Annotated in this window: 34 protein-coding genes; 32 read left to right on the plus strand and 2 right to left on the minus strand. The window is 51.6% G+C overall.

All coding sequences use genetic code 11. The features are described from left to right. Positions 1 to 4 precede the first annotated feature (4 nt). Complete coding sequence (locus LJN55_RS01950) at positions 5 to 1906, minus strand: ABC transporter ATP-binding protein (protein ID WP_133846691.1); 1902 nt, start codon at positions 1904 to 1906, stop codon at positions 5 to 7. A 126-nt stretch (positions 1907 to 2032) separates the two neighbouring features. Between LJN55_RS01950 and kefG the strand changes: the two genes are divergently transcribed. The 4 genes from kefG to slyD all read left to right on the plus strand — a co-directional run bounded on the left by kefG (position 2033) and on the right by slyD (position 5335). After that, on the plus strand, positions 2033 to 2584 hold the full coding sequence (gene kefG, locus LJN55_RS01955; RefSeq protein ID WP_133846707.1) for a glutathione-regulated potassium-efflux system ancillary protein KefG: 552 nt from the start codon (positions 2033 to 2035) through the stop codon (positions 2582 to 2584). After that, a complete protein-coding gene (kefB, locus tag LJN55_RS01960) occupies positions 2585 to 4390 on the plus strand; it encodes a glutathione-regulated potassium-efflux system protein KefB (protein WP_133846692.1) in 1806 nt (601 codons plus the stop codon). It begins immediately after the preceding gene. Positions 4391 to 4453: 63 nt separating this feature from the next. Beyond that, the gene (locus tag LJN55_RS01965; RefSeq protein WP_133846693.1) at positions 4454 to 4648 is read left to right on the plus strand and encodes a YheV family putative zinc ribbon protein; all 195 of its coding nucleotides are present in this window, start codon (positions 4454 to 4456) and stop codon (positions 4646 to 4648) included. 138 nt (positions 4649 to 4786) lie between these two features. Beyond that, the gene (gene slyD / locus LJN55_RS01970; protein WP_133846694.1) at positions 4787 to 5335 is read left to right on the plus strand and encodes a peptidylprolyl isomerase; all 549 of its coding nucleotides are present in this window, start codon (positions 4787 to 4789) and stop codon (positions 5333 to 5335) included. 237 nt (positions 5336 to 5572) lie between these two features. Here the strand turns inward: slyD and LJN55_RS01975 are convergent, their stop codons facing one another. Further along, positions 5573 to 5791 (minus strand): SlyX family protein, encoded by a 219-nt coding sequence (locus LJN55_RS01975; RefSeq protein ID WP_133846695.1) that lies wholly within the window; start codon positions 5789 to 5791, stop codon positions 5573 to 5575. A gap of 291 nt (positions 5792 to 6082) precedes the next feature. On the opposite strand from LJN55_RS01975, the gene fkpA reads away from it, so the two are divergent. The 28 genes from fkpA to rpsE all read left to right on the plus strand — a co-directional run bounded on the left by fkpA (position 6083) and on the right by rpsE (position 22255). Continuing rightward, positions 6083 to 6913, plus strand: a complete 831-nt coding sequence (fkpA, locus tag LJN55_RS01980; protein WP_159337879.1) for an FKBP-type peptidyl-prolyl cis-trans isomerase — start codon at positions 6083 to 6085, stop codon at positions 6911 to 6913. A 201-nt stretch (positions 6914 to 7114) separates the two neighbouring features. Further along, a complete protein-coding gene (locus LJN55_RS01985) occupies positions 7115 to 7837 on the plus strand; it encodes a helix-turn-helix transcriptional regulator (protein ID WP_133846697.1) in 723 nt (240 codons plus the stop codon). Continuing rightward, positions 7837 to 8223 (plus strand): sulfurtransferase complex subunit TusD, encoded by a 387-nt coding sequence (tusD, locus tag LJN55_RS01990; RefSeq protein ID WP_133846698.1) that lies wholly within the window; start codon positions 7837 to 7839, stop codon positions 8221 to 8223. The genes LJN55_RS01985 and tusD overlap by 1 nt, the downstream gene beginning before the upstream one ends. Beyond that, on the plus strand, positions 8223 to 8582 hold the full coding sequence (gene tusC, locus LJN55_RS01995) for a sulfurtransferase complex subunit TusC (protein ID WP_227535600.1): 360 nt from the start codon (positions 8223 to 8225) through the stop codon (positions 8580 to 8582). The genes tusD and tusC overlap by 1 nt, the downstream gene beginning before the upstream one ends. Positions 8583 to 8590: 8 nt before the next feature. After that, positions 8591 to 8878 carry a sulfurtransferase complex subunit TusB gene (gene tusB / locus LJN55_RS02000; protein WP_227535601.1) on the plus strand — a complete coding sequence of 96 codons (288 nt, stop codon included), beginning with the start codon at positions 8591 to 8593 and terminating at the stop codon, positions 8876 to 8878. 125 nt (positions 8879 to 9003) lie between these two features. Beyond that, a complete protein-coding gene (gene rpsL / locus LJN55_RS02005; protein ID WP_003852912.1) occupies positions 9004 to 9378 on the plus strand; it encodes a 30S ribosomal protein S12 in 375 nt (124 codons plus the stop codon). A gap of 96 nt (positions 9379 to 9474) precedes the next feature. Beyond that, complete coding sequence (gene rpsG, locus LJN55_RS02010) at positions 9475 to 9945, plus strand: 30S ribosomal protein S7 (protein WP_004160604.1); 471 nt, start codon at positions 9475 to 9477, stop codon at positions 9943 to 9945. 93 nt (positions 9946 to 10038) lie between these two features. Beyond that, on the plus strand, positions 10039 to 12153 hold the full coding sequence (gene fusA, locus LJN55_RS02015) for an elongation factor G (RefSeq protein WP_133846701.1): 2115 nt from the start codon (positions 10039 to 10041) through the stop codon (positions 12151 to 12153). Between the two features lie 68 nt (positions 12154 to 12221). Next, positions 12222 to 13406 (plus strand): elongation factor Tu, encoded by a 1185-nt coding sequence (tuf, locus tag LJN55_RS02020; RefSeq protein ID WP_118665375.1) that lies wholly within the window; start codon positions 12222 to 12224, stop codon positions 13404 to 13406. A 312-nt stretch (positions 13407 to 13718) separates the two neighbouring features. Beyond that, entirely contained in the window at positions 13719 to 14030 is a 312-nt protein-coding gene (gene rpsJ, locus LJN55_RS02025; protein ID WP_001181005.1) for a 30S ribosomal protein S10, read from the plus strand. A 32-nt stretch (positions 14031 to 14062) separates the two neighbouring features. Further along, positions 14063 to 14692 (plus strand): 50S ribosomal protein L3, encoded by a 630-nt coding sequence (gene rplC / locus LJN55_RS02030; protein WP_133847028.1) that lies wholly within the window; start codon positions 14063 to 14065, stop codon positions 14690 to 14692. 10 nt (positions 14693 to 14702) lie between these two features. Next, entirely contained in the window at positions 14703 to 15308 is a 606-nt protein-coding gene (gene rplD / locus LJN55_RS02035) for a 50S ribosomal protein L4 (protein ID WP_133847027.1), read from the plus strand. Beyond that, the gene (gene rplW / locus LJN55_RS02040; RefSeq protein ID WP_062749336.1) at positions 15305 to 15607 is read left to right on the plus strand and encodes a 50S ribosomal protein L23; all 303 of its coding nucleotides are present in this window, start codon (positions 15305 to 15307) and stop codon (positions 15605 to 15607) included. The genes rplD and rplW overlap by 4 nt, the downstream gene beginning before the upstream one ends. 17 nt (positions 15608 to 15624) lie before the next feature. Further along, a complete protein-coding gene (gene rplB / locus LJN55_RS02045; protein WP_133847026.1) occupies positions 15625 to 16446 on the plus strand; it encodes a 50S ribosomal protein L2 in 822 nt (273 codons plus the stop codon). Positions 16447 to 16462: 16 nt separating this feature from the next. Then, a complete protein-coding gene (rpsS, locus tag LJN55_RS02050; RefSeq protein WP_004160590.1) occupies positions 16463 to 16741 on the plus strand; it encodes a 30S ribosomal protein S19 in 279 nt (92 codons plus the stop codon). Between the two features lie 14 nt (positions 16742 to 16755). Then, on the plus strand, positions 16756 to 17088 hold the full coding sequence (gene rplV, locus LJN55_RS02055) for a 50S ribosomal protein L22 (RefSeq protein WP_000447532.1): 333 nt from the start codon (positions 16756 to 16758) through the stop codon (positions 17086 to 17088). Between the two features lie 17 nt (positions 17089 to 17105). Continuing rightward, positions 17106 to 17804, plus strand: coding sequence for a 30S ribosomal protein S3 (gene rpsC / locus LJN55_RS02060; protein WP_002919766.1), 699 nt, complete (start codon positions 17106 to 17108; stop codon positions 17802 to 17804). 12 nt (positions 17805 to 17816) lie between these two features. Further along, complete coding sequence (gene rplP / locus LJN55_RS02065) at positions 17817 to 18227, plus strand: 50S ribosomal protein L16 (RefSeq protein WP_002438716.1); 411 nt, start codon at positions 17817 to 17819, stop codon at positions 18225 to 18227. Further along, positions 18227 to 18418, plus strand: coding sequence for a 50S ribosomal protein L29 (rpmC, locus tag LJN55_RS02070; protein ID WP_048917635.1), 192 nt, complete (start codon positions 18227 to 18229; stop codon positions 18416 to 18418). Before rplP ends, rpmC begins: the two co-directional genes overlap by 1 nt. After that, entirely contained in the window at positions 18418 to 18672 is a 255-nt protein-coding gene (gene rpsQ, locus LJN55_RS02075) for a 30S ribosomal protein S17 (protein WP_133847025.1), read from the plus strand. Before rpmC ends, rpsQ begins: the two co-directional genes overlap by 1 nt. A gap of 166 nt (positions 18673 to 18838) precedes the next feature. After that, entirely contained in the window at positions 18839 to 19210 is a 372-nt protein-coding gene (gene rplN / locus LJN55_RS02080; protein WP_015960712.1) for a 50S ribosomal protein L14, read from the plus strand. 10 nt (positions 19211 to 19220) lie between these two features. Next, positions 19221 to 19535: a 50S ribosomal protein L24 gene (gene rplX / locus LJN55_RS02085; protein ID WP_048917632.1), complete on the plus strand. Its 315-nt coding sequence runs from the start codon at positions 19221 to 19223 to the stop codon at positions 19533 to 19535. A gap of 14 nt (positions 19536 to 19549) precedes the next feature. Further along, positions 19550 to 20089, plus strand: coding sequence for a 50S ribosomal protein L5 (gene rplE / locus LJN55_RS02090; protein WP_013204126.1), 540 nt, complete (start codon positions 19550 to 19552; stop codon positions 20087 to 20089). A gap of 13 nt (positions 20090 to 20102) precedes the next feature. Then, positions 20103 to 20408: a 30S ribosomal protein S14 gene (rpsN, locus tag LJN55_RS02095; protein ID WP_133847024.1), complete on the plus strand. Its 306-nt coding sequence runs from the start codon at positions 20103 to 20105 to the stop codon at positions 20406 to 20408. A 30-nt stretch (positions 20409 to 20438) separates the two neighbouring features. Continuing rightward, on the plus strand, positions 20439 to 20831 hold the full coding sequence (rpsH, locus tag LJN55_RS02100; RefSeq protein WP_133847023.1) for a 30S ribosomal protein S8: 393 nt from the start codon (positions 20439 to 20441) through the stop codon (positions 20829 to 20831). Positions 20832 to 20843: 12 nt separating this feature from the next. After that, positions 20844 to 21377, plus strand: a complete 534-nt coding sequence (gene rplF / locus LJN55_RS02105; protein ID WP_133847022.1) for a 50S ribosomal protein L6 — start codon at positions 20844 to 20846, stop codon at positions 21375 to 21377. A gap of 9 nt (positions 21378 to 21386) precedes the next feature. Further along, entirely contained in the window at positions 21387 to 21740 is a 354-nt protein-coding gene (gene rplR, locus LJN55_RS02110; protein ID WP_004160572.1) for a 50S ribosomal protein L18, read from the plus strand. Positions 21741 to 21754: 14 nt separating this feature from the next. Beyond that, positions 21755 to 22255, plus strand: a complete 501-nt coding sequence (gene rpsE / locus LJN55_RS02115; RefSeq protein WP_004160571.1) for a 30S ribosomal protein S5 — start codon at positions 21755 to 21757, stop codon at positions 22253 to 22255. Positions 22256 to 22259 lie beyond the last annotated feature (4 nt).

A 22259-nucleotide genomic window follows, 5' to 3' on the forward strand; every position in this document is an offset into this window, starting at 1 on the left:
TGCATCAGGCGTTCATGATCGACTCTAATTCTTCCTGCGCTTCCAGCCATTCCATTTCGCACTCTTCCAATGCTGATTTCGCCGTTGCCTGCTGTTGCAGTGCAGCGGTCAGATCGGCTTTGCGGCTCTGATCGTAAATGGCGCTTTCAGACAGTTTACTCTCCGCGTCAGCCAGCTGGGCGTTGTGCTTTTCCATCTGCTTCTCCAGTTTCTCAATCTGCTTACGCAGTGGCTGAGTCTGGGTGCGCAGTTCGGCATCGCGGCGTTTCTGGTCTTTACGGGCCTGAGCGCTGTTGGCGCTGTCGGCTTTCGGGGCGGCCTCTGCGCTGGTCTGACGTTGGAGGTCACTCAACCACTGCTGATAATCTTCCAGGTCTCCTTCGAAGGCTTCGACTTTGCCATCGTGCACCAGGTAGAGATCGTCGGTGGTGGAGCGCAGCAGATGGCGGTCATGCGACACAACAACCAGAGCGCCTTCGAAATCGATCAGTGCCTCGGTCAGTGCCTGACGCATATCGAGGTCAAGATGGTTTGTCGGTTCATCCAGCAGCAGCAGGTTGGGACGTTGCCAGACCACTAAGGCCAGGACCAGGCGCGCTTTCTCGCCACCGGAGAAACGGCGTGTTTCTTCCGTGACTTTATCGCCCTGGAAACCAAAGCCGCCAAGATAGTCGCGCAGCTGTTGTTCCAGCACTTTCGGTGCCAGGCGCACCAGGTGCTGAATGGGGGACTCATCGGCGCGCAAAAACTCCAGCTGATGCTGGGCGAAGTAGCCAAGCTTAATGCCTTTCGACAGCCCGATATCCCCTTCCAGCGGGGCCAGTTCACCGGCCAACAGCTTAATCAGCGTTGATTTACCTGCGCCGTTACGCCCCAGCAGACCAATACGTGAGCCGGGTACAAGGTTGAGTTTGATCGAGTTAAGGATTTTTCTGTCGCCATAACCCGCGCTGACTTTTTCCATTTTCAACAGGGGATTCGGCAGGCTTTCAGGCTCGCGGAAGCTGAAGGTAAACGGGTTATCAACGTGAGCCGGGGCGATAAGCTCCATACGTTCCAGCATTTTGATGCGGCTCTGTGCCTGTTTCGCCTTGCTGGCTTTCGCTTTAAACCGATCGATAAAGCTTTGCAGGTGCGCCACTTTTTGCTGCTGATGTTCGAACATCGACTGCTGTTGTGAAAGCTTGGTCGCACGCTGAATTTCGAACGAGCTGTAGTTGCCGGTGTACTCGAAGATGGACTGCTGCTCTATGTGCAGGATCTTGTCGACCACCGGGTCAAGGAAGTCCCGATCGTGCGAAATCAGGATCAGCGTACCACTGTAGCTTTTCAGCCAGCGTTCCAGCCAGATCACGGCATCAAGATCAAGGTGGTTGGTCGGTTCATCCAGCAGCAGAAGGTCTGAGCGGCAGATCAGTGCCTGCGCAAGGTTAAGGCGCATACGCCAGCCGCCAGAGAAATCACTCACCGGTCGCTGTAATTGTTCCTGGCTGAAACCGAGGCCGTCCAGCAGGCTGGCGGCGCGTGACTGAATGGTCCAGGCCTGAACCGCATCCAGCTTGCCATGCAGCGTGGCGATGGCATGGCCGTCGTTAATTTCATTTGCATGGGCTAATTCAGATTCAAGCTGACGAAATTCGCGGTCACCATCAATAACATACTCAATGGCCGGAACGTCCAGCGCTGGCGTTTCCTGATTGACCCACGCCAGCGACCAGTTACCCGGGTAACTGAAGCTACCGGCATCGGCGCTTATCTCGTTTTTCAGCAGGGCCAGCAGCGTCGATTTGCCACAGCCGTTTTTGCCGACCAGGCCGACTTTCTGACCGGGGTTGATCGTGGCTGTTGCGTTGTCCAGCAGTACGCGGACACCGCGACGAATTTGTAACGAGGAGAATACAATCATAAGCGCCGTAAGTTCAGAGTATGTTAAATTACACCATCATAATCAGTTTTGCGGAATCAAGTAGTTCCGTTGCGTCGAGCATGGTAGCGGAAATATCCCGCCATGACGACGATTTGGAGGGGAATGATGTCGCAGCTGCCTAAAGTCCTGCTGTTGTACGCCCATCCGGAGTCTCAGGATTCGATTGCTAATCGCGTTTTGTTGCAGCCGGCGCGTCATTTTGAGCATGTGACGGTGCATGACCTGTACGCACACTATCCGGATTTTTTTATTGATATTCACCGTGAGCAGCAACTGCTGCGTGAACACGATATCATCGTTTTTCAACATCCTCTTTACACCTACAGTTGCCCTGCGTTGCTGAAAGAGTGGCTGGACCGCGTGCTGTCACGTGGCTTTGCCAGCGGGGTGGGCGGTAATGTGCTGGAAGGCAAATACTGGCGCAGCGTGATCACTACTGGAGAACCGGAAGCGGCTTACCATCAGGAAGGGCTGAACCGTTATCCGATGTCGGACATTATGCGTCCTTTCGAGTTGACCGCACAGATGTGCAATATGCACTGGATGACGCCTATGATCATTTACTGGGCGCGTCGCCAGTCCGCTGATGTCATGCAAAATTATGCCCGTGCCTATGGCGACTGGTTGTCCAACCCGTTGCCACACGGAGGAGTGTAGATGGAAGGTCAAAGTCTTCTGACCGCAGGCGTGGTGTATCTGTTTGCGGCGGTGATTGCAGTGCCTATCGCCGCTCGCCTGGGGATTGGCGCGGTGCTGGGGTATTTGCTGGCGGGGATCGCTATCGGGCCCTGGGGATTGGGTTTCATCAGCGACGTCGATGAGATCCTGCACTTCTCCGAGCTGGGCGTGGTGTTCCTGATGTTTATCATCGGGCTGGAGTTGAAACCCTCCAAACTATGGGAGCTGCGGCGTTCGATATTTGGTGTCGGTGCTGCTCAGGTGATCCTCAGTGCGCTGGTGCTGGGCGGGCTGCTGTGGCTGACCGATTTCTCCTGGCAGGCGGCGACCATTGGCGGGATCGGCCTGGCGATGTCCTCAACGGCAATGGCGTTGCAGCTCATGCGCGATAAAGCGATGAACCGCAATGAGTCAGGCCAGCTCGGTTTTTCCGTGTTGCTGTTCCAGGACCTTGCGGTGATCCCGGCGCTGGCGCTGGTGCCGCTGCTGGCAGGCGGCGACAGTGGTCATACCGACTGGATGAAGGTCGGCATGAAAGTACTGGCGTTTGGCGGAATGCTGGTCGGCGGACGCTATCTGCTGCGGCCCATTTTCCGTTTTATTGCGGCCTCCGGTGTGCGCGAAGTCTTCACTGCGGCGGCATTGCTACTGGTGCTTGGGTCGGCGCTGTTTATGGATGCGCTCGGTCTGTCGATGGCGTTGGGCACCTTTATTGCCGGTATCCTGCTGGCGGAGAGTGAGTATCGCCACGAGCTGGAAATTGCCATCGATCCCTTTAAAGGACTACTGCTCGGATTGTTCTTTATTTCGGTAGGCATGGCGTTAAACCTCGGTGTGCTCTATACCCATATTGTTGAGATTCTGATAGGCGTTGTGACCCTGGTGGCGGTGAAAACGGCGGTGCTCTATCTGCTGTCACGCATCTATGGCCTGCGCAGCTCTGAGCGGTTGCAGTTTGCCGGGGTGCTCAGCCAGGGCGGGGAATTTGCTTTTGTGTTGTTCTCTGCGGCAGCGTCAGCAAAGCTGTTCAGTGGCGATCAGATGCCATTGCTGCTGGTCACGGTTACGTTGTCGATGATGACCACACCGCTGTTGATGCAGGGCGTGGATAAAATTCTTGAGCGTCGCTTTAATGAAGTGGATGACAGCCAGGAAAAACCCTTTGTTGAAGATGATAAGCCTCAGGTAATTGTGGTGGGCTTTGGTCGCTTCGGTCAGGTTGTGGCGCGTTTGTTGATGGCCAATGAAAAGCGCATTACGGTACTGGAACGTGATATCAGTGCAGTCAGCCTGATGCGTAAATATGGTTACAAAGTGTATTACGGTGATGCCACCGAGCTGGAGTTATTACGTGCCGCGGGAGCAGAAACGGCGCAGTCTATCGTGATAACCTGCAACGGCCCGGAAGATGCGATGGAGATCGTTCATCTGTGTCAGCATCATTTCCCGCACTTGCAGATCCTGGCGCGTGCACGTGGCCGTGTTGAAGCACATGAACTGTTGCAGGCGGGGGTGACGCAGTTCTCCCGTGAAACGTTCAGCAGTGCGCTGGAACTGGGGCGTAAGACTCTGATGACGCTGGGTATGCATCCGCATCAGGCGTTCCGTGCCCAGCAACATTTCCGCCGTCTGGATATGAGAATGTTGCGTGAGCTGATGCCAAATCATACCGACAGCCAGCAGATTTCAAGAGTGAAAGAGGCTAGACGCGAGCTGGAAGATATCTTCCAGGCTGAGATGCAGCATGAGAAGCGGCAATATGATGGCTGGGATGAGGCGGATTAATTTTTGGCTATCGTAATCGAACGCTCATCGCCGATAACGCCAAATTTCATAGGGAATAATACTATGCGTAAACGTTTTATCGCTGGTGCGACTTGTCCAAAGTGCCAGGCAAAAGACACCCTCGCCCTGTGGCGGGAAAATAATATTGATGTGGTGGAGTGCGTAAAGTGCGGCCATCAGATGCGTGAAGCGGATAAACAGGCTCGTGAGCAGGTGCGCGAAAATGAGCAAGTTATCGGTATTTTCCACCCGGAGTAACGCGCTGATTCAGCTTTTTTTACGTTGTTCCTTACAGCCGCATTGAAATTCGATACAATCGTCGCCACTTAGAGCCACTAAGGCTGACAATGGCAGTCAATGAATCAGGGCTCAAGCTCTCAACGGTTAGGAGTAATCATGAAAGTAGCAAAAGACCTCGTGGTCAGCCTGGCATACCAGGTGCGTACAGAAGACGGTGTGTTGGTTGATGAATCCCCGGTGAGTGCACCGCTGGACTACCTGCACGGTCATGGTTCTCTGATCTCCGGGCTGGAAAAAGCACTGGAAGATCATGTGGTCGGCGATAAGTTTGATGTGAATATCGAGTCAAACGATGCATACGGTGCCTACGATGACAATCTGGTACAACGCGTCCCAAAAGACGTATTTATGGGTGTTGATGAACTGCAGGTTGGCATGCGCTTCCTGGCAGAAACCGACCAGGGTCCAGTGCCGGTAGAAATTACCGAAGTGGAAGACGAGCACGTAGTGGTTGATGGTAACCACATGCTGGCAGGTCAGAACCTGAACTTTAACGTTGAAGTTATCGCTATTCGCGAAGCAACGGAAGAAGAGCTGGCCCACGGCCACGTTCACGGCGAAGACGGCCATCACCACGACCACGACCATGATCACGACCATGGTCAGGGCGGTTGCGGGACTGGCGGTTGCGGCTGCAGCCACTAATATTCCGTCGTCTTTCGTGCTGTAGCTGCGTTGGCTATTGCACGACATACTGAGGAATATCAGCGATAAAAGGTCACCTTCGGGTGGCCTTTTTGCTTTGCCTGGGGGGATTGGGGCGGGCATGCCCGCCCCCTACGAAGCACCCATGCCGAGCCTTGCGAAGAATCAACATAGGGGCGAGGCATACCTGGCCTTCCGAAGAACCATCGTAGTGCTGAGGCACGCCTCGACCCGGTGTCAATAGTGAGGGGGTGGGGTTTCTTCGGAGGGATCCGCCAGCATCGATGGCGCGGCGGCTTTGAGCTTGTCGGTCAGCAGGCGCATCAATTCACGCAGTCGGGCCATTTCCAGCTCGTGTTGCACCACCGTCAGGTTAAGTTCCTCAATGGTGTGCTCCTGGAACGCCAGCTTACTCTCCATTATCTCCAGCCGTTGCTCCAGCAGTGATTGTTGCATTCTGTTTCCTCTTGTTACTACCGGCCCGTCTTCCGGGCTCGCGAATTGTCCGATTCTAACGGTAAAATGCAGGCAGAAGTAAGAGTATTGGCTTAAATTGGCCACCAGAGGTTGAAAAGGCGCGAACGAATCACCATTCCTTGTGTTGAAACTTTCGGATAATCACGCGGTCGGAAGTTAACTTCGAGTTTTTATGGCGAGATTGTTTTGTGATCCCGCCCCCGGTTATATTACAGACCGCAGGTCTGCAAACGATTTCCGAGGTGAGATGCTTCGGTTTTGGAGAAATGGATGAAATCACTGTTTAAAGTCACAATGTTAGCTACCACTATGGCTGTTGCACTGAATGCTCCTCTGGTTATGGCTGCTGATGCTGTTCCGGTTAAGCCAACTGCGCAGCAGCAGGCACCAAAAAATGCCGCATTCAAAAATGACGACCAGCAGTCAGCTTATGCACTGGGCGCGTCTTTGGGTCGCTACATGGAGAACTCCCTGAAGGAGCAGGAAAAACTGGGCATCGCACTGGATAAAGACCAGCTTATCGCGGGTGTACAGGATGCGTTTGCCGGTAAGAGCAAGCTCTCTGACCAGGAAATTGAACAAACACTGCAATCTTTCGAAGGTCGTGTGAAAGGTGCAGCGCAGGCGAAGATGGAAAAAGACGCAAAAGAGAACACCACGAAAGGTGATGCTTATGCGGCGAAATTCGCGAAAGAAAAAGGCGTGAAGAAAACCGAAACCGGTCTTCTCTACCAGGTAGAGAAAGAAGGGACGGGTGATGCGCCAAAAGACAGCGACACGGTTGTTGTGAATTACAAAGGTACGCTGATTGATGGTACTGAGTTCGACAACTCTTACACTCGTGGTGAGCCACTGTCATTCCGTCTGGATGGTGTTATCCCGGGTTGGACCGAAGGTCTGAAGCACGTTAAAAAAGGTGGCAAGATCAAGCTGGTGATCCCACCGAATCTGGCTTACGGCAAAAATGGCGTTCCAGGCATCCCGGCTAACTCCACCCTGGTCTTCGATGTTGAACTGCTCGACATCAAGCCAGCAGCGAAAGCGGATGATAATGCAGAGCAGGCAGCTCCTGCCGCCGCTGATGCGAAAGCCAAGAAATAATTTGATAATCGCCACCTTCGGGTGGCGTTTTTTTTTGCTTTACCCCCTGTTTCCACTCCTTCTTTGCGCCAGGTTGTATTTAACGACAAAGGGCGGGACACGCCTTTCCCATATTTGCTAGACTAACCCGCGCGCAATTAATAAGAATGAGTCTGCCCCTGGCGCCGTGTGACAGGCTCTTGTCAAAGGGTGGTGTCGTTCATGTCTAATTCACTTTTCTCCGGTGATGTTGCGGATTCGGAGCTGCTGGAGCAGCACCCCTTTACGCCCGGTGATTTCGAAATTTTAAAATCTTACGAGTCCGTCGTTGATGGCCTCGCGATGCTGATTGGCTCGCACTGTGAGATCGTTCTGCACTCGCTGGAGGATCTAAAATGTTCTGCGGTGCGCATTGCTAACGGTGAACATACCGGGCGTAAAATTGGCTCTCCGATTACCGATCTTGCCCTGCGTATGCTGCACGATATGACCGGGGCGGACAGTAACGTTTCCAAAGCCTATTTTACTCGGGCGAAAAGCGGTGTGCTGATGAAGTCGGTGACGATTGCCATCCGCAATCGCCAACAGCGTGTGATTGGTCTGCTGTGCATCAACATGAACCTTGATGTGCCTTTCTCACAGATCATGGCGACGTTTATGCCGCCGGAAACCCAGGAAGTTGCCTCCTCAGTGAACTTTGCCTCTTCGGTGGAAGATCTGGTGATGCAGACGCTGGAGTTTACGATTGAAGAAGTTAGTGCCGACCGTAATGTGTCGAACAATGCCAAAAATCGCCAGATTGTTCTCAATATGTATGAGAAGGGTATCTTTGATATCAAAGATGCCATCAATCAGGTGGCGGATCGTCTCAATATCTCCAAGCACACTGTCTATCTCTACATCCGTCAGTTTAAAAATGGCGATTTCCACGGGCAGGATAAGTAATGCGTTTCTCCCTGCTGGTCACCGGGCCAGCCTATGGCACGCAGCAGGCAAGCAGTGCCTGGCTGTTTGCTAATGCCCTGTTGGAACAGGGGCATACGCTTGACAGTGTTTTCTTCTATCGTGAAGGGGTCCTGAATGCCAGCGTGCTCAATGCCCCCGCCAGCGATGAGTTCGACCTCACCCGTCATTGGCAATCATTGCAGCAGAAACAGGGCGTGACGCTGAATATCTGCGTGGCTGCTGCCCTGCGCCGTGGCATTACTGACCAGCAGGAAGCCAGCAATCTGGGGCTGCCTGTCGCCAATCTGGCAGACGGGTTTCAGCTTTCGGGGTTAGGGGCGCTGGCTGAAGCCGCGCTGACCTGTGATCGTCTGGTGCAGTTCTGATGGCACGCGTTGCATTTGTATTCACTCAGGGACCGCATGGCTCCAGTGCCGGCCGTGAAGGGCTGGATGCGGTTCTCGCCACGTCAGCGCTTAGCGATGAAATTGCACTTTTTTTTGTCAGCGATGGTGTGCTGCAACTCACTCAAGGCCAGCAGCCGCAGCAGATTTTAGCGCGCGACTACATCGCGACATTTGGTGTGCTGCCGCTGTATGACGTTGATCGTTGTTATCTGTGCGCAGCAGCACTGGCAGAACGCGGTATGGCTTCTGATGCTGTGCGGGTGCTGCCGGCTGAAGTCCTGGCCCCGGATGCCCTTCGTACCATGCTGAATGATTATGACCGGGTCATGACCTTCTAGAGGAAACCATGCTGCATACCTTGATGACCTCGCCTTTCCACTGTGACCTGCCGGCCATGCTACGCTTGCTGGCAGAGGGTGATGATGTTCTGCTGCTGCAGGATGGGGTTATCGCTGCCCTTGAGGGCAGTTCCGCCCTTGAAGCGCTGCTGAATGCCCCCATCTCTGTGTACGTTCTGCAGGAAGATCTTGATGCCCGCGGCCTGGTCGCTCAAATTTCGACCAGGGTAACAACAGTAAGCTATACTGGTTTTGTTACGCTGGCGGTCAGGCATTCGCAACAAATGACCTGGTAAGTGCGGTAATCCTGGTTATTTCTTGACTCTTTTTCAGACCAGCTCTAAAATTCTGCGGCCTCGTGATTCCGCGAGGCGATTTATTACGTGTTTACGAAGCAAAGCTAAATCCCAGGAGCTATTTAATGGCAACAGTTAACCAGCTGGTTCGCAAACCACGCGTACGCAAAGTTGCAAAGAGCAACGTGCCTGCGCTGGAAGCCTGCCCGCAGAAACGTGGTGTATGTACTCGTGTATACACTACTACCCCTAAAAAACCGAACTCCGCACTGCGTAAAGTATGTCGTGTTCGTTTGACCAACGGTTTTGAAGTTACCTCCTACATCGGCGGTGAAGGTCATAACCTGCAGGAACACTCCGTGATCCTGATCCGTGGCGGTCGTGTAAAAGACTTGCCAGGTGTGCGTTACCACACCGTTCGTGGCGCGCTGGACTGCTCAGGTGTTAAAGACCGTAAGCAGGCTCGCTCCAAGTACGGCGTGAAGAAGCCAAAGGCTTAATGGTTCTCCGTTAAGTAAGGCCAAACGTTTTATCTTAAATGTCATAATAAACTCGTAGAGTTTTGGACAATCCTGAATTAACAACGGAGTATTTCCATGCCACGTCGTCGCGTCATTGGTCAGCGTAAAATCCTGCCAGATCCTAAGTTCGGATCAGAATTGCTGGCCAAATTTGTCAATATCCTGATGGTAGATGGTAAAAAATCTACTGCTGAAACTATCGTTTATAACGCGCTGGAGACCCTGGCTCAGCGTTCTGGTAAAAACGAGCTGGAAGCATTCGAAGTAGCCTTGGACAATGTCCGCCCAACCGTGGAAGTTAAATCCCGTCGCGTTGGTGGTTCTACTTATCAGGTACCAGTTGAAGTCCGTCCGGTTCGTCGTAATGCTCTGGCAATGCGTTGGATCGTTGAAGCTGCTCGTAAACGCGGTGATAAATCAATGGCTCTGCGCCTGGCGAACGAACTTTCTGATGCTGCAGAAAACAAAGGCACTGCAGTGAAGAAACGTGAAGACGTTCACCGTATGGCCGAAGCCAACAAGGCGTTCGCTCACTACCGCTGGTAACAGCACTGTAGTTGTTATAAACCCAGCGGGCGTCCCAGTGACTCACCTGCTGGGCTTTTTTAACTTAGAACGTCTAAGAATCAGAGGAATCAAATGGCTCGTAAAACACCCATTGAGCGTTACCGTAACATTGGTATCAGCGCACACATCGACGCCGGTAAGACGACCACTACCGAACGTGTTCTGTTCTACACCGGTGTAAACCACAAAATCGGTGAAGTACATGACGGCGCAGCCACCATGGACTGGATGGAGCAGGAACAGGAACGTGGTATTACCATCACTTCCGCTGCGACCACCTGTTTCTGGTCTGGTATGGCTAAGCAGTTTGAGCCGCACCACGTAAACATCATCGACACCCCGGGACACGTTGACTTCACTATCGAAGTTGAGCGTTCTATGCGTGTGCTTGATGGCGCAGTAATGGTTTACTGTGCAGTTGGTGGCGTTCAGCCACAGTCTGAGACCGTATGGCGTCAGGCTAACAAATATAAAGTTCCACGCATTGCGTTCGTTAACAAAATGGACCGCATGGGTGCTAACTTCCTGAAAGTTGTTGAGCAGATGAAAGCGCGTCTGGGTGCAAACCCGGTGCCATTGCAGCTGGCCATCGGCGCAGAAGAGAAATTCACCGGTGTTGTTGACCTGGTGAAAATGAAAGCGATCAACTGGAACGATGCCGATCAGGGCGTTACCTTCGTTTACGAAGAGATTCCAGCTGATATGCAGGAACTGGCTGAAGAATGGCGTGCGAAGCTTGTTGAAGCTGCAGCTGAAGGTTCTGATGAGCTGATGGAGAAATTCTTTGGTGGCGAAGAGCTGACCGAAGAAGAGATCAAAACTTCTCTGCGTAAGCGCGTACTGAACAGCGAAATCATTCTGGTCACCTGTGGTTCTGCATTTAAGAACAAAGGTGTTCAGGCGATGCTGGATGCGGTTGTTGAATACCTGCCAGCACCGACTGACGTTACCGCTATTAACGGTATGTTAGACGACGGTAAAGACACTCCGGCTGTTCGTCACTCAGACGACAAAGAACCGTTTGCTGCTCTGGCGTTCAAAATCGCTACCGACCCATTCGTGGGTAACCTGACCTTCTTCCGCGTCTACTCTGGCGTTGTGAACTCAGGCGATACCGTGTTCAACCCGGTTAAATCTGCTCGTGAGCGTCTGGGCCGTATCGTACAGATGCACGCCAACAAGCGTGAAGAGATTAAAGAAGTTCGCGCAGGCGACATCGCTGCAGCTATCGGTCTGAAAGACGTGACCACTGGTGACACCCTGTGTGACCCGGACAACGTGATCATTCTGGAGCGCATGGAGTTCCCTGAGCCAGTAATCTCGATCGCTGTTGAACCAAAAACCAAAGCTGACCAGGAAAAAATGGGTCTGGCTCTGGGTCGTCTGGCGAAAGAGGATCCATCATTCCGCGTATGGACTGATGAAGAAACTAACCAGACCATCATCGCTGGTATGGGTGAGCTGCACCTCGACATCATCGTTGACCGCATGAAGCGTGAATTCAACGTTGAAGCGAACGTGGGTAAACCTCAGGTTGCTTACCGTGAAGCAATTCGCGCGAAAGTTACCGATATCGAAGGTAAACACGCCAAGCAGTCTGGTGGTCGTGGTCAGTACGGTCATGTTGTTATCGACATGTACCCACTGGAGCCGGGCGTTAACCCTAAAGGTTACGAGTTCGTCAACGATATCAAAGGCGGCGTGATTCCTGGTGAATACATCCCTGCTGTTGATAAAGGTATCCAGGAGCAGCTGAAATCAGGCCCGCTGGCTGGTTATCCGGTTGTTGATCTGGGTGTTCGTCTGCACTTTGGTTCATACCATGACGTTGACTCCTCAGAACTGGCGTTTAAACTGGCAGCTTCTATCGCGTTCAAAGACGGCTTTAAGAAAGCGAAGCCGGTACTGCTTGAACCAATCATGAAGGTTGAAGTTGAATCTCCAGAAGAGAACACCGGTGATGTTATCGGTGACTTGAGCAGACGTCGTGGCCAGCTGAAAGGTCAGGAATCAAACGCTACTGGCGTTCAGATTCATGCTGAAGTTCCGCTGTCTGAAATGTTTGGTTACGCGACCCAGTTGCGTTCTCTGACTAAAGGCCGTGCTTCGTACTCCATGGAGTTCCTGAAGTATGATGATGCGCCGAACAACGTCGCTCAGGCCGTAATTGAAGCTCGTAGCAAATAAGCTACAGTTTAAATATTGATCCTATGCTCTCACCAAAGGGTGAGAGCATTAAAGTAAGGAATATCGTCGTGGCTAAAGAGAAATTTGAACGTTCCAAACCGCACGTCAACGTAGGTACTATCGGCCACGTTGACCACGGTAAAACTACCCTGACTGCAGCTATCACCACCGTTCTGGCTAAAACCTACGGCGGTTCTGCTCGTGCATTCGACCAGATCGATAACGCACCAGAAGAAAAAGCACGTGGTATCACCATCAACACTTCTCACGTTGAATATGACACCCCAACTCGCCACTACGCGCACGTTGACTGCCCAGGCCACGCCGACTATGTGAAAAACATGATCACCGGTGCTGCTCAGATGGACGGCGCGATTCTGGTTGTTGCTGCAACTGACGGCCCAATGCCTCAGACCCGTGAGCACATCCTGCTGGGTCGCCAGGTTGGCGTTCCATTCATGATCGTATTCATGAACAAATGCGACATGGTTGACGACGAAGAGCTGCTGGAGCTGGTTGAAATGGAAGTGCGTGAGCTGCTGTCTGCTTACGATTTCCCTGGCGACGACATCCCGGTTGTTCGTGGTTCTGCACTGAAAGCACTGCAGGGCGACGCTGAGTGGGAAGCTAAGATCATCGAACTGGCTGGTCACCTGGATAACTACATCCCAGAACCAGAGCGTGCGATTGATAAGCCATTCCTGCTGCCAATCGAAGACGTATTCTCCATCTCCGGCCGTGGTACTGTTGTTACCGGTCGTGTAGAGCGCGGTATCGTTAAAGTGGGTGAAGAAGTTGAGATCGTTGGTATCAAAGATACCGTGAAATCAACTTGTACCGGCGTTGAAATGTTCCGTAAGCTGCTGGACGAAGGCCGTGCGGGTGAGAACTGTGGTATCCTGCTGCGCGGTGTTAAGCGTGAAGATATCCAGCGTGGCCAGGTTCTGGCTAAGCCAGGTTCAATCAAGCCACACACCAAGTTCGAGTCAGAAGTTTATATTCTGTCTAAAGATGAAGGCGGCCGTCATACTCCGTTCTTCAAAGGCTACCGTCCACAGTTCTACTTCCGTACAACTGACGTGACCGGTACCATCGAACTGCCAGAAGGCGTTGAGATGGTTATGCCAGGCGACAACATTCAGATGGTTGTTACCCTGATCCACCCAATCGCAATGGACGACGGTCTGCGTTTCGCAATTCGCGAAGGCGGCCGTACTGTTGGTGCGGGTGTTGTTGCTAAAGTTATCGCTTAATTGTCGAAACTTGTCTGGCAGAGCGTGCTCTGCCAGAGCACGAAAAGAGAGCGCTTCGGCGCTCTTTTTTTATGCCCGTCCTTGGTGATAAACGAACATAGTGTTTGCTTTACCTCCGGATGTACGTATAATACGCGGGCCTGCCAATATGGTAAGGCGCGATTCGATATGAATCGCAGACAAGTACGAAAGTACCTGTCAACAATACTCGCGATATGCGGGTTATGTGCTCAACGATTACACTCCTCCATCAATCGTAATGGATGCGAGTAGTAATTCTTTTCGTTTATAAATAATTGGAGCTCTGGTCTCATGCAGAACCAAAGAATCCGTATCCGTCTTAAAGCGTTTGATCATCGTCTGATCGATCAATCAACTGCGGAAATCGTAGAGACTGCCAAGCGCACTGGTGCGCAGGTACGTGGTCCTATCCCGCTGCCGACCCGCAAAGAGCGCTTTACCGTTCTGATCTCTCCGCACGTCAACAAAGATGCGCGCGATCAGTATGAGATTCGCACTCACAAGCGTCTGGTTGACATCGTTGAGCCAACCGAAAAAACGGTTGATGCTCTGATGCGTCTGGATCTGGCTGCAGGTGTTGACGTGCAGATCAGCCTGGGTTAATCAGGTCATTGAGCGATTGAGAGGTTGAAACAATGATTGGTTTAGTCGGTAAAAAAGTGGGTATGACCCGTATCTTCACAGAAGATGGCGTTTCTATCCCTGTAACCGTGATCGAAATTGAAGCAAACCGCGTTACTCAGGTCAAAGGCCTGGAAAACGACGGTTACACTGCTATCCAGGTAACTACCGGTGCTAAAAAAGCTAACCGCGTAACTAAGCCTGAAGCAGGTCATTTTGCTAAAGCTGGCGTTGAAGCTGGCCGTGGTCTGTGGGAATTCCGCACCGTTGATGGCGCAGAGTTCACTGTAGGTCAGAGCATTAATGTTGACATTTTCGCTGACGTGAAAAAAGTTGACGTGACTGGAACATCTAAAGGTAAAGGTTTTGCCGGTACTGTAAAGCGCTGGAACTTCCGTACTCAGGATGCTACGCACGGTAACTCCTTGTCACACCGCGTACCGGGTTCTATCGGTCAGAACCAGACTCCGGGCAAAGTGTTCAAAGGCAAGAAAATGGCAGGCCAGATGGGCAACGAGCGTGTAACTGTTCAGAGTCTGGACGTTGTACGTGTTGACGCTGAGCGCAACCTGCTGCTGGTTAAAGGTGCAGTACCCGGTGCTACCGGTTGCGACCTTATCGTTAAACCAGCTGTGAAGGCGTAAGGGGATAGCAATGGAATTAGTATTGAAAGACGCGCAAAGCGCGCTGACTGTTTCCGAAACTACCTTCGGTCGTGATTTCAACGAAGCGCTGGTACACCAGGTTGTTGTTGCTTATGCAGCAGGTGCTCGTCAGGGTACTCGTGCTCAGAAGACTCGTGCTGAAGTAACTGGTTCAGGCAAAAAGCCATGGCGCCAGAAAGGTACCGGCCGCGCTCGTGCAGGTTCTGTAAAGAGCCCAATCTGGCGTTCAGGTGGTGTTACCTTCGCTGCGAAGCCACAGGACCACAGTCAAAAAGTTAACAAAAAGATGTACCGCGGCGCGCTGAAAAGCATCCTGTCCGAACTGGTACGTCAAGATCGTCTGATCGTTGTCGAGCAGTTCTCTCTGGAAGCACCTAAAACTAAGCTGCTGGTAGAGAAACTGAAAGACATGGCTCTGGAAGACGTGCTGATCATCACTGGCGAACTGGAAGAGAACCTGTTCCTGGCCGCGCGTAACCTGTACAAGGTTGACGTACGTGATGCAGCGGGTATCGACCCAGTTAGCCTGATCGCCTTCGACAAAGTCGTTATGACTGCTGCCGCAGTTAAGCAAGTTGAGGAGATGCTGGCATGATCCGTGAAGAACGTCTGCTGAAAGTACTGCGCGCGCCGCACGTATCTGAAAAAGCATCTGCTGCGATGGAAAAAACTAACACCATCGTTCTCAAAGTTGCGAAAGACGCGACCAAAGCAGAAATCAAAGCCGCTGTACAGAAACTTTTCGAAGTAGAAGTTGAAGTCGTGAACACTTTGCTGGTTAAAGGCAAAACTAAGCGTTCTGGACAGCGTATTGGTCGTCGTAGCGACTGGAAAAAAGCTTACGTCACCCTGAAAGAAGGCCAGAATCTGGACTTCGCAGGCGGCGCTGAGTAAGTCGGAGGAGAAGAACAATGGCAATTGTTAAATGTAAACCGACATCTCCGGGTCGTCGCCATGTAGTTAAAGTGGTAAACGCGGAGCTGCACAAGGGCAAACCATTCGCCCCGCTGGTAGAAAAAAACAGCAAATCCGGTGGCCGTAACAACAATGGTCGCATCACTACCCGTCATATCGGTGGTGGTCACAAGCAGGCTTACCGTATTGTTGACTTCAAACGCAACAAAGATGGTATCCCAGCGACCGTTGAACGTCTTGAGTACGATCCGAACCGCTCTGCGAACATCGCACTGGTTCTGTACAAAGACGGCGAACGCCGTTATATCCTGGCCCCTAAAGGCCTGAAAGCTGGCGACCAGATTCAGTCTGGCGTTGATGCTGCGATTAAAGCAGGTAACACTCTGCCGATGCGTAACATCCCAGTGGGTTCTACCGTGCATAACGTAGAAATGAAACCAGGCAAAGGCGGTCAGATTGCTCGCTCTGCTGGTACTTACGTGCAGATCGTTGCGCGTGATGGTTCTTACGTTACCCTGCGTCTGCGTTCTGGTGAAATGCGTAAAGTCGAAATTGACTGCCGCGCAACCCTGGGCGAAGTCGGTAACGCTGAGCACATGCTTCGCGTTCTGGGTAAAGCCGGTGCAGCTCGTTGGCGTGGTATTCGCCCTACCGTTCGCGGTACTGCGATGAACCCAGTTGATCACCCGCACGGTGGTGGTGAGGGTAAAAACTTTGGTAAGCACCCGGTAACTCCGTGGGGCGTTCAGACCAAAGGTAAGAAAACCCGCAGCAACAAGCGTACCGATAAGTTCATCGTACGTCGCCGTAGCAAATAATTTTAGAGGATAAGCCATGCCACGTTCTCTCAAGAAAGGTCCTTTTATTGACCTGCACTTGCTGAAGAAGGTAGAGAAAGCTTTGGAAAGCGGAGACAAGAAGCCACTGCGCACCTGGTCCCGTCGTTCAACGATCTTCCCTAACATGATCGGTTTGACCATCGCTGTCCATAATGGTCGTCAGCACGTTCCTGTCTTTGTTTCCGACGAAATGGTCGGTCACAAACTGGGTGAATTTGCACCGACCCGTACTTATCGCGGCCACGCGGCTGATAAAAAAGCCAAGAAACGCTAAGGCAGGAGGAAGAGATGGAAACTATCGCTAAACATCGCCACGCTCGTTCTTCTGCACAGAAGGTTCGCCTGGTAGCGGATCTTGTACGCGGTAAGAAAGTGTCGCAGGCTCTGGACATTTTGACCTACACCAATAAGAAAGCGGCTGTACTGGTCAAGAAAGTTCTGGAATCTGCCATTGCTAACGCCGAACACAACGATGGCGCTGACATTGATGATCTGAAAGTCACGAAGATCTTCGTAGACGAAGGCCCAAGCATGAAGCGCATTATGCCTCGTGCAAAAGGTCGTGCAGATCGCATCCTGAAGCGCACCAGCCACATTACTGTGGTTGTGTCCGATCGCTGAGACTCTGGAGACTAGCAATGGGTCAGAAAGTACATCCTAATGGTATTCGCCTGGGTATTGTTAAACCCTGGAACTCTACCTGGTTCGCAAATACCAAAGAATTCGCTGACAACCTGGACAGCGACTTTAAAGTGCGTCAGTTCCTGACTAAAGAACTGGCTAAAGCATCCGTTTCTCGTATCGTTATCGAGCGTCCGGCTAAGAGCATCCGTGTGACCATTCACACTGCTCGCCCAGGCATCGTTATCGGTAAGAAAGGCGAAGATGTAGAAAAACTGCGCAAGGTCGTAGCGGATATCGCTGGCGTTCCTGCACAGATTAATATCGCCGAAGTCCGTAAACCGGAACTGGACGCTAAATTGGTTGCTGACAGCATCACTTCACAGCTGGAGCGTCGTGTGATGTTCCGCCGTGCGATGAAGCGTGCTGTACAGAACGCAATGCGTCTGGGCGCTAAAGGGATCAAAGTTGAAGTTAGTGGCCGTCTTGGCGGTGCAGAAATCGCGCGTACTGAATGGTACCGTGAAGGCCGCGTGCCACTGCACACTCTGCGTGCAGACATTGACTACAACACCTCTGAAGCCCACACCACTTATGGTGTAATCGGCGTTAAGGTATGGATCTTCAAAGGTGAGATCCTGGGTGGTATGGCTGCTGTTGAACAACCGGAACCGGCTGCTCAACCTAAAAAGCAGCAGCGTAAAGGCCGTAAGTAAGGAGAGTCGCTGATGTTACAACCAAAGCGTACAAAATTCCGTAAAGTGCACAAAGGCCGCAACCGTGGTCTGGCGCAGGGTACGGATGTTAGCTTCGGTACTTTCGGTCTGAAAGCTGTTGGCCGTGGTCGTCTGACTGCACGTCAGATCGAAGCAGCACGTCGTGCTATGACCCGTGCAGTTAAGCGTCAAGGTAAAATTTGGATCCGAGTATTCCCGGACAAACCAATTACCGAGAAGCCGCTGGAAGTGCGTATGGGTAAAGGTAAAGGTAACGTAGAGTATTGGGTTGCCTTGATCCAGCCTGGCAAAGTCCTGTATGAAATGGACGGCGTTCCAGAAGAGCTGGCCCGTGAAGCCTTCAAGCTGGCAGCAGCAAAACTGCCTATCAAAACCACCTTTGTAACTAAGACGGTGATGTAATGAAAGCTACAGAGCTGCGTGAAAAAAGCGTTGAAGAGCTCAACACTGAGCTTCTTAACCTGCTGCGTGAACAGTTTAATCTGCGCATGCAGGCAGCATCCGGCCAACTTCAACAGACTCACGTCTTGAAGAATGTGCGCCGTGATGTTGCACGTGTTAAGACTTTACTGACTGAGAAGGCGGGTGCGTAATGACCGATAAAATCCGTACTCTGCAAGGTCGTGTGACTAGTGACAAAATGGAGAAATCTATTGTTGTTGCTATCGAACGTGTTGTGAAGCACCCAATCTACGGGAAATTCATCAAGCGTACGACCAAACTGCACGTACACGACGAGAACAATGAATGTGGTATCGGCGACGTGGTTGAAGTCCGCGAATGCCGTCCACTGTCCAAGACTAAGTCCTGGACGCTGGTTCGCGTTGTAGAGAAAGCAATTCTGTAATAGAATCTGCCGTCTCTAAAAAATAAGATAAACGGCTCGCAAGAGCCGTTTATTTTTTCTACCCATATGCAGGAAGCAGTGTTATAATGCTGCGCCCTCAATATGGGGCTTTTATACGACCTGAATCAGGTCCCGAAGTAGTAGTTGACATTAGCGGAGCACTAAAATGATCCAAGAACAGACTATGCTGACCGTCGCCGACAACTCCGGTGCACGTCGCGTAATGTGTATCAAGGTTCTGGGTGGCTCGCACCGTCGCTACGCAGGCGTAGGCGACATCATCAAAATTACCATCAAGGAAGCAATTCCTCGCGGTAAGGTTAAGAAGGGTGATGTGCTGAAAGCGGTAGTGGTGCGCACCAGGAAGGGTGTTCGTCGCCCGGACGGTTCTGTCATTCGCTTCGATGGTAATGCATGCGTTATTTTAAATAATAACAGTGAGCAGCCTATCGGAACGCGTATTTTTGGGCCGGTAACTCGTGAACTTCGTACTGAAAAGTTCATGAAAATTATCTCTCTGGCACCAGAAGTACTCTAAGGAGCGAAAAATGGCAGCTAAAATCCGTCGCGATGACGAAGTTATCGTGCTGACCGGCAAAGATAAAGGTAAGCGCGGTAAAGTAAAAAATGTTCTGTCTTCAGGCAAACTGATTGTTGAAGGTATTAACCTGGTTAAGAAACACTCAAAGCCGGTTCCGGCTCTGAACCAACCAGGTGGCATCGTTGAAAAAGAAGCTGCTATTCAGGTTTCTAACGTTGCACTCTTCAACTCGGCAACCGGCAAGGCTGACCGTGTAGGCTTTAGATTCGAAGACGGCAAAAAAGTCCGTTTCTTCAAGTCGAACAGCGAAACTATCAAGTAATTTGGAGTAGTACGATGGCGAAACTGCATGATTACTACAAAGACGAAGTAGTTAAACAACTCATGACTGAGTTTAGCTACAATTCTGTCATGCAAGTCCCTCGGGTCGAGAAGATCACCCTGAATATGGGTGTAGGTGAAGCGATCGCTGATAAGAAACTGCTGGATAATGCAGCAGCTGACTTAGCAGCAATCTCCGGTCAAAAGCCGTTTATCACCAAAGCACGCAAATCAGTTGCAGGCTTCAAAATCCGTCAGGGCTATCCGATCGGCTGTAAAGTAACTCTGCGTGGCGAACGCATGTGGGAGTTCTTTGAGCGTCTGATTTCTATTGCTGTTCCACGTATCCGTGACTTCCGTGGCTTGTCCGCTAAGTCATTCGATGGCCGTGGAAACTACAGCATGGGCGTTCGTGAGCAGATCATCTTCCCAGAGATCGACTATGACAAAGTCGACCGCGTTCGTGGTTTGGATATCACCATTACCACTACTGCGAAATCTGATGATGAAGGCCGCGCACTTTTGGCTGCTTTTAACTTCCCGTTCCGCAAGTAAGGCAGGGTTACTGATGGCTAAGCAATCGATGAAAGCACGTGAAGTCGTTCGCGTGAAACTGGCTGACAAGTACCGCGCTAAACGCGAGGAACTGAAGGCTATCATTTCAAATGTGAACTCATCCGACGAAGATCGTTGGAATGCTGTTCTCAAGCTGCAAACTCTGCCGCGTGATTCCAGCCCGTCTCGTCAGCGTAACCGCTGCCGTCAAACTGGCCGTCCACATGGTTATGTGGGCAAATTCGGTCTGAGCCGTATCAAGTTGCGTGAAGCCGCCATGCGCGGCGAAGTACCTGGCTTGAGAAAGGCTAGCTGGTAATTACCAATTGAATCACGGGAGTAAAGACAGATGAGCATGCAAGATCCGATCGCGGATATGCTGACCCGTATCCGTAACGGTCAAGCCGCGAACAAAGTTGCGGTCACCATGCCTTCCTCCAAGCTGAAATTGGCTATTGCCAACGTGCTGAAGGAAGAAGGCTATATTGAAGAATTTAAAATCGAAGGCGACACCAAGCCTGAACTGGAACTGACTCTTAAGTATTTCCAGGGCAAGGCAGTGGTTGAGAGCATTCAGCGTGTAAGCCGTCCAGGTCTGCGTATCTACAAACGCAAAGACGAACTGCCAAAAGTTATGGCTGGACTGGGTATCGCTGTTATCTCTACCTCTAAAGGTGTTATGACCGATCGTGCAGCACGCCAGGCAGGTCTTGGCGGCGAAATTATCTGCTACGTAGCTTAATCGGAGGAATAAATGTCTCGTGTTGCTAAAGCACCAGTCGCGATTCCTGCCGGCGTAGAGGTAAAACTCGACGGTCAGGTTATTTCGATTAAAGGTAAAAACGGCGAGCTGACTCGTACGCTCAACAAAGCTGTAGAAGTTAAGCATGCTGACAACACCCTGACTTTCGCTCCGCGCGAAGGTTTTGTGGATGGTTGGGCGCAGGCGGGTACCTCTCGTGCGCTGTTGAACGCTATGGTTATCGGTGTTACCGAAGGCTTCACTAAGAAGCTGCAGCTGGTTGGTGTAGGTTATCGTGCAGCCGTAAAAGGCAACTCTGTGAGCTTAGCCCTGGGCTTCTCTCACCCTGTTGACCATGAGCTGCCAGCGGGAATCACTGCTGAATGTCCAACTCAGACTGAGATCGTGCTGAAAGGCGCTGATAAACAGCTGATTGGTCAGGTTGCTGCGGATCTGCGCGCCTACCGTCGTCCTGAGCCTTATAAAGGCAAGGGTGTTCGTTACGCCGACGAAGTCGTGCGTACCAAAGAGGCTAAGAAGAAGTAAGGTAACACTATGGATAAGAAATCTGCTCGTATCCGTCGTGCGACCCGCGCACGTCGCAAGCTCAAAGAGCTGGGTGCTACTCGCCTGGTGGTACATCGTACCCCGCGTCATATTTACGCACAGGTAATCGCACCCAACGGTTCTGAAGTCCTGGTCGCTGCTTCTACAGTAGAAAAAGCTATCAGTGAGCAACTGAAGTACACTGGAAACAAAGACGCTGCTGCTGCTGTTGGTAAAGCAGTTGCTGAACGCGCAATCGAAAAAGGCATCACTGGTGTTTCTTTCGACCGTTCTGGTTTCCAATATCATGGTCGTGTCCAGGCACTGGCAGATGCTGCCCGTGAAGCTGGCCTACAGTTCTAAGGTAGAGGTGTAAGATGGCACACATCGAAAAACAAGCTGGCGAACTGCAGGAAAAGCTGATCGCGGTAAATCGCGTATCTAAAACCGTTAAAGGTGGCCGTATTTTCTCCTTCACAGCTCTGACTGTTGTTGGTGATGGTAATGGTCGCATTGGTTTTGGTTACGGAAAAGCGCGTGAAGTTCCAGCAGCGATCCAGAAAGCGATGGAAAAAGCTCGTCGCAATATGATCAATGTCGCGCTGAACAACGGCACCCTGCAGCACCCTGTTAAAGGTGTGCACACAGGTTCTCGTGTGTTCATGCAACCAGCTTCAGAAGGTACCGGTATTATTGCCGGTGGTGCAATGCGCGCCGTTCTGGAAGTTGCTGGGGTTCATAACGTTTTGGCTAAAGCCTACGGTTCCACCAACCCGATCAACGTGGTTCGTGCAACTCTGGATGGCCTGGCCAACATGAATTCCCCAGAAATGGTCGCTGCCAAGCGTGGCAAATCCGTTGAAGACATTCTGGGGTAATGAC

The sequence above is a fragment of the Erwinia rhapontici genome, assembly GCF_020683125.1.
GTDB classification, from domain to species: Bacteria; Pseudomonadota; Gammaproteobacteria; order Enterobacterales; family Enterobacteriaceae; genus Erwinia; species Erwinia rhapontici.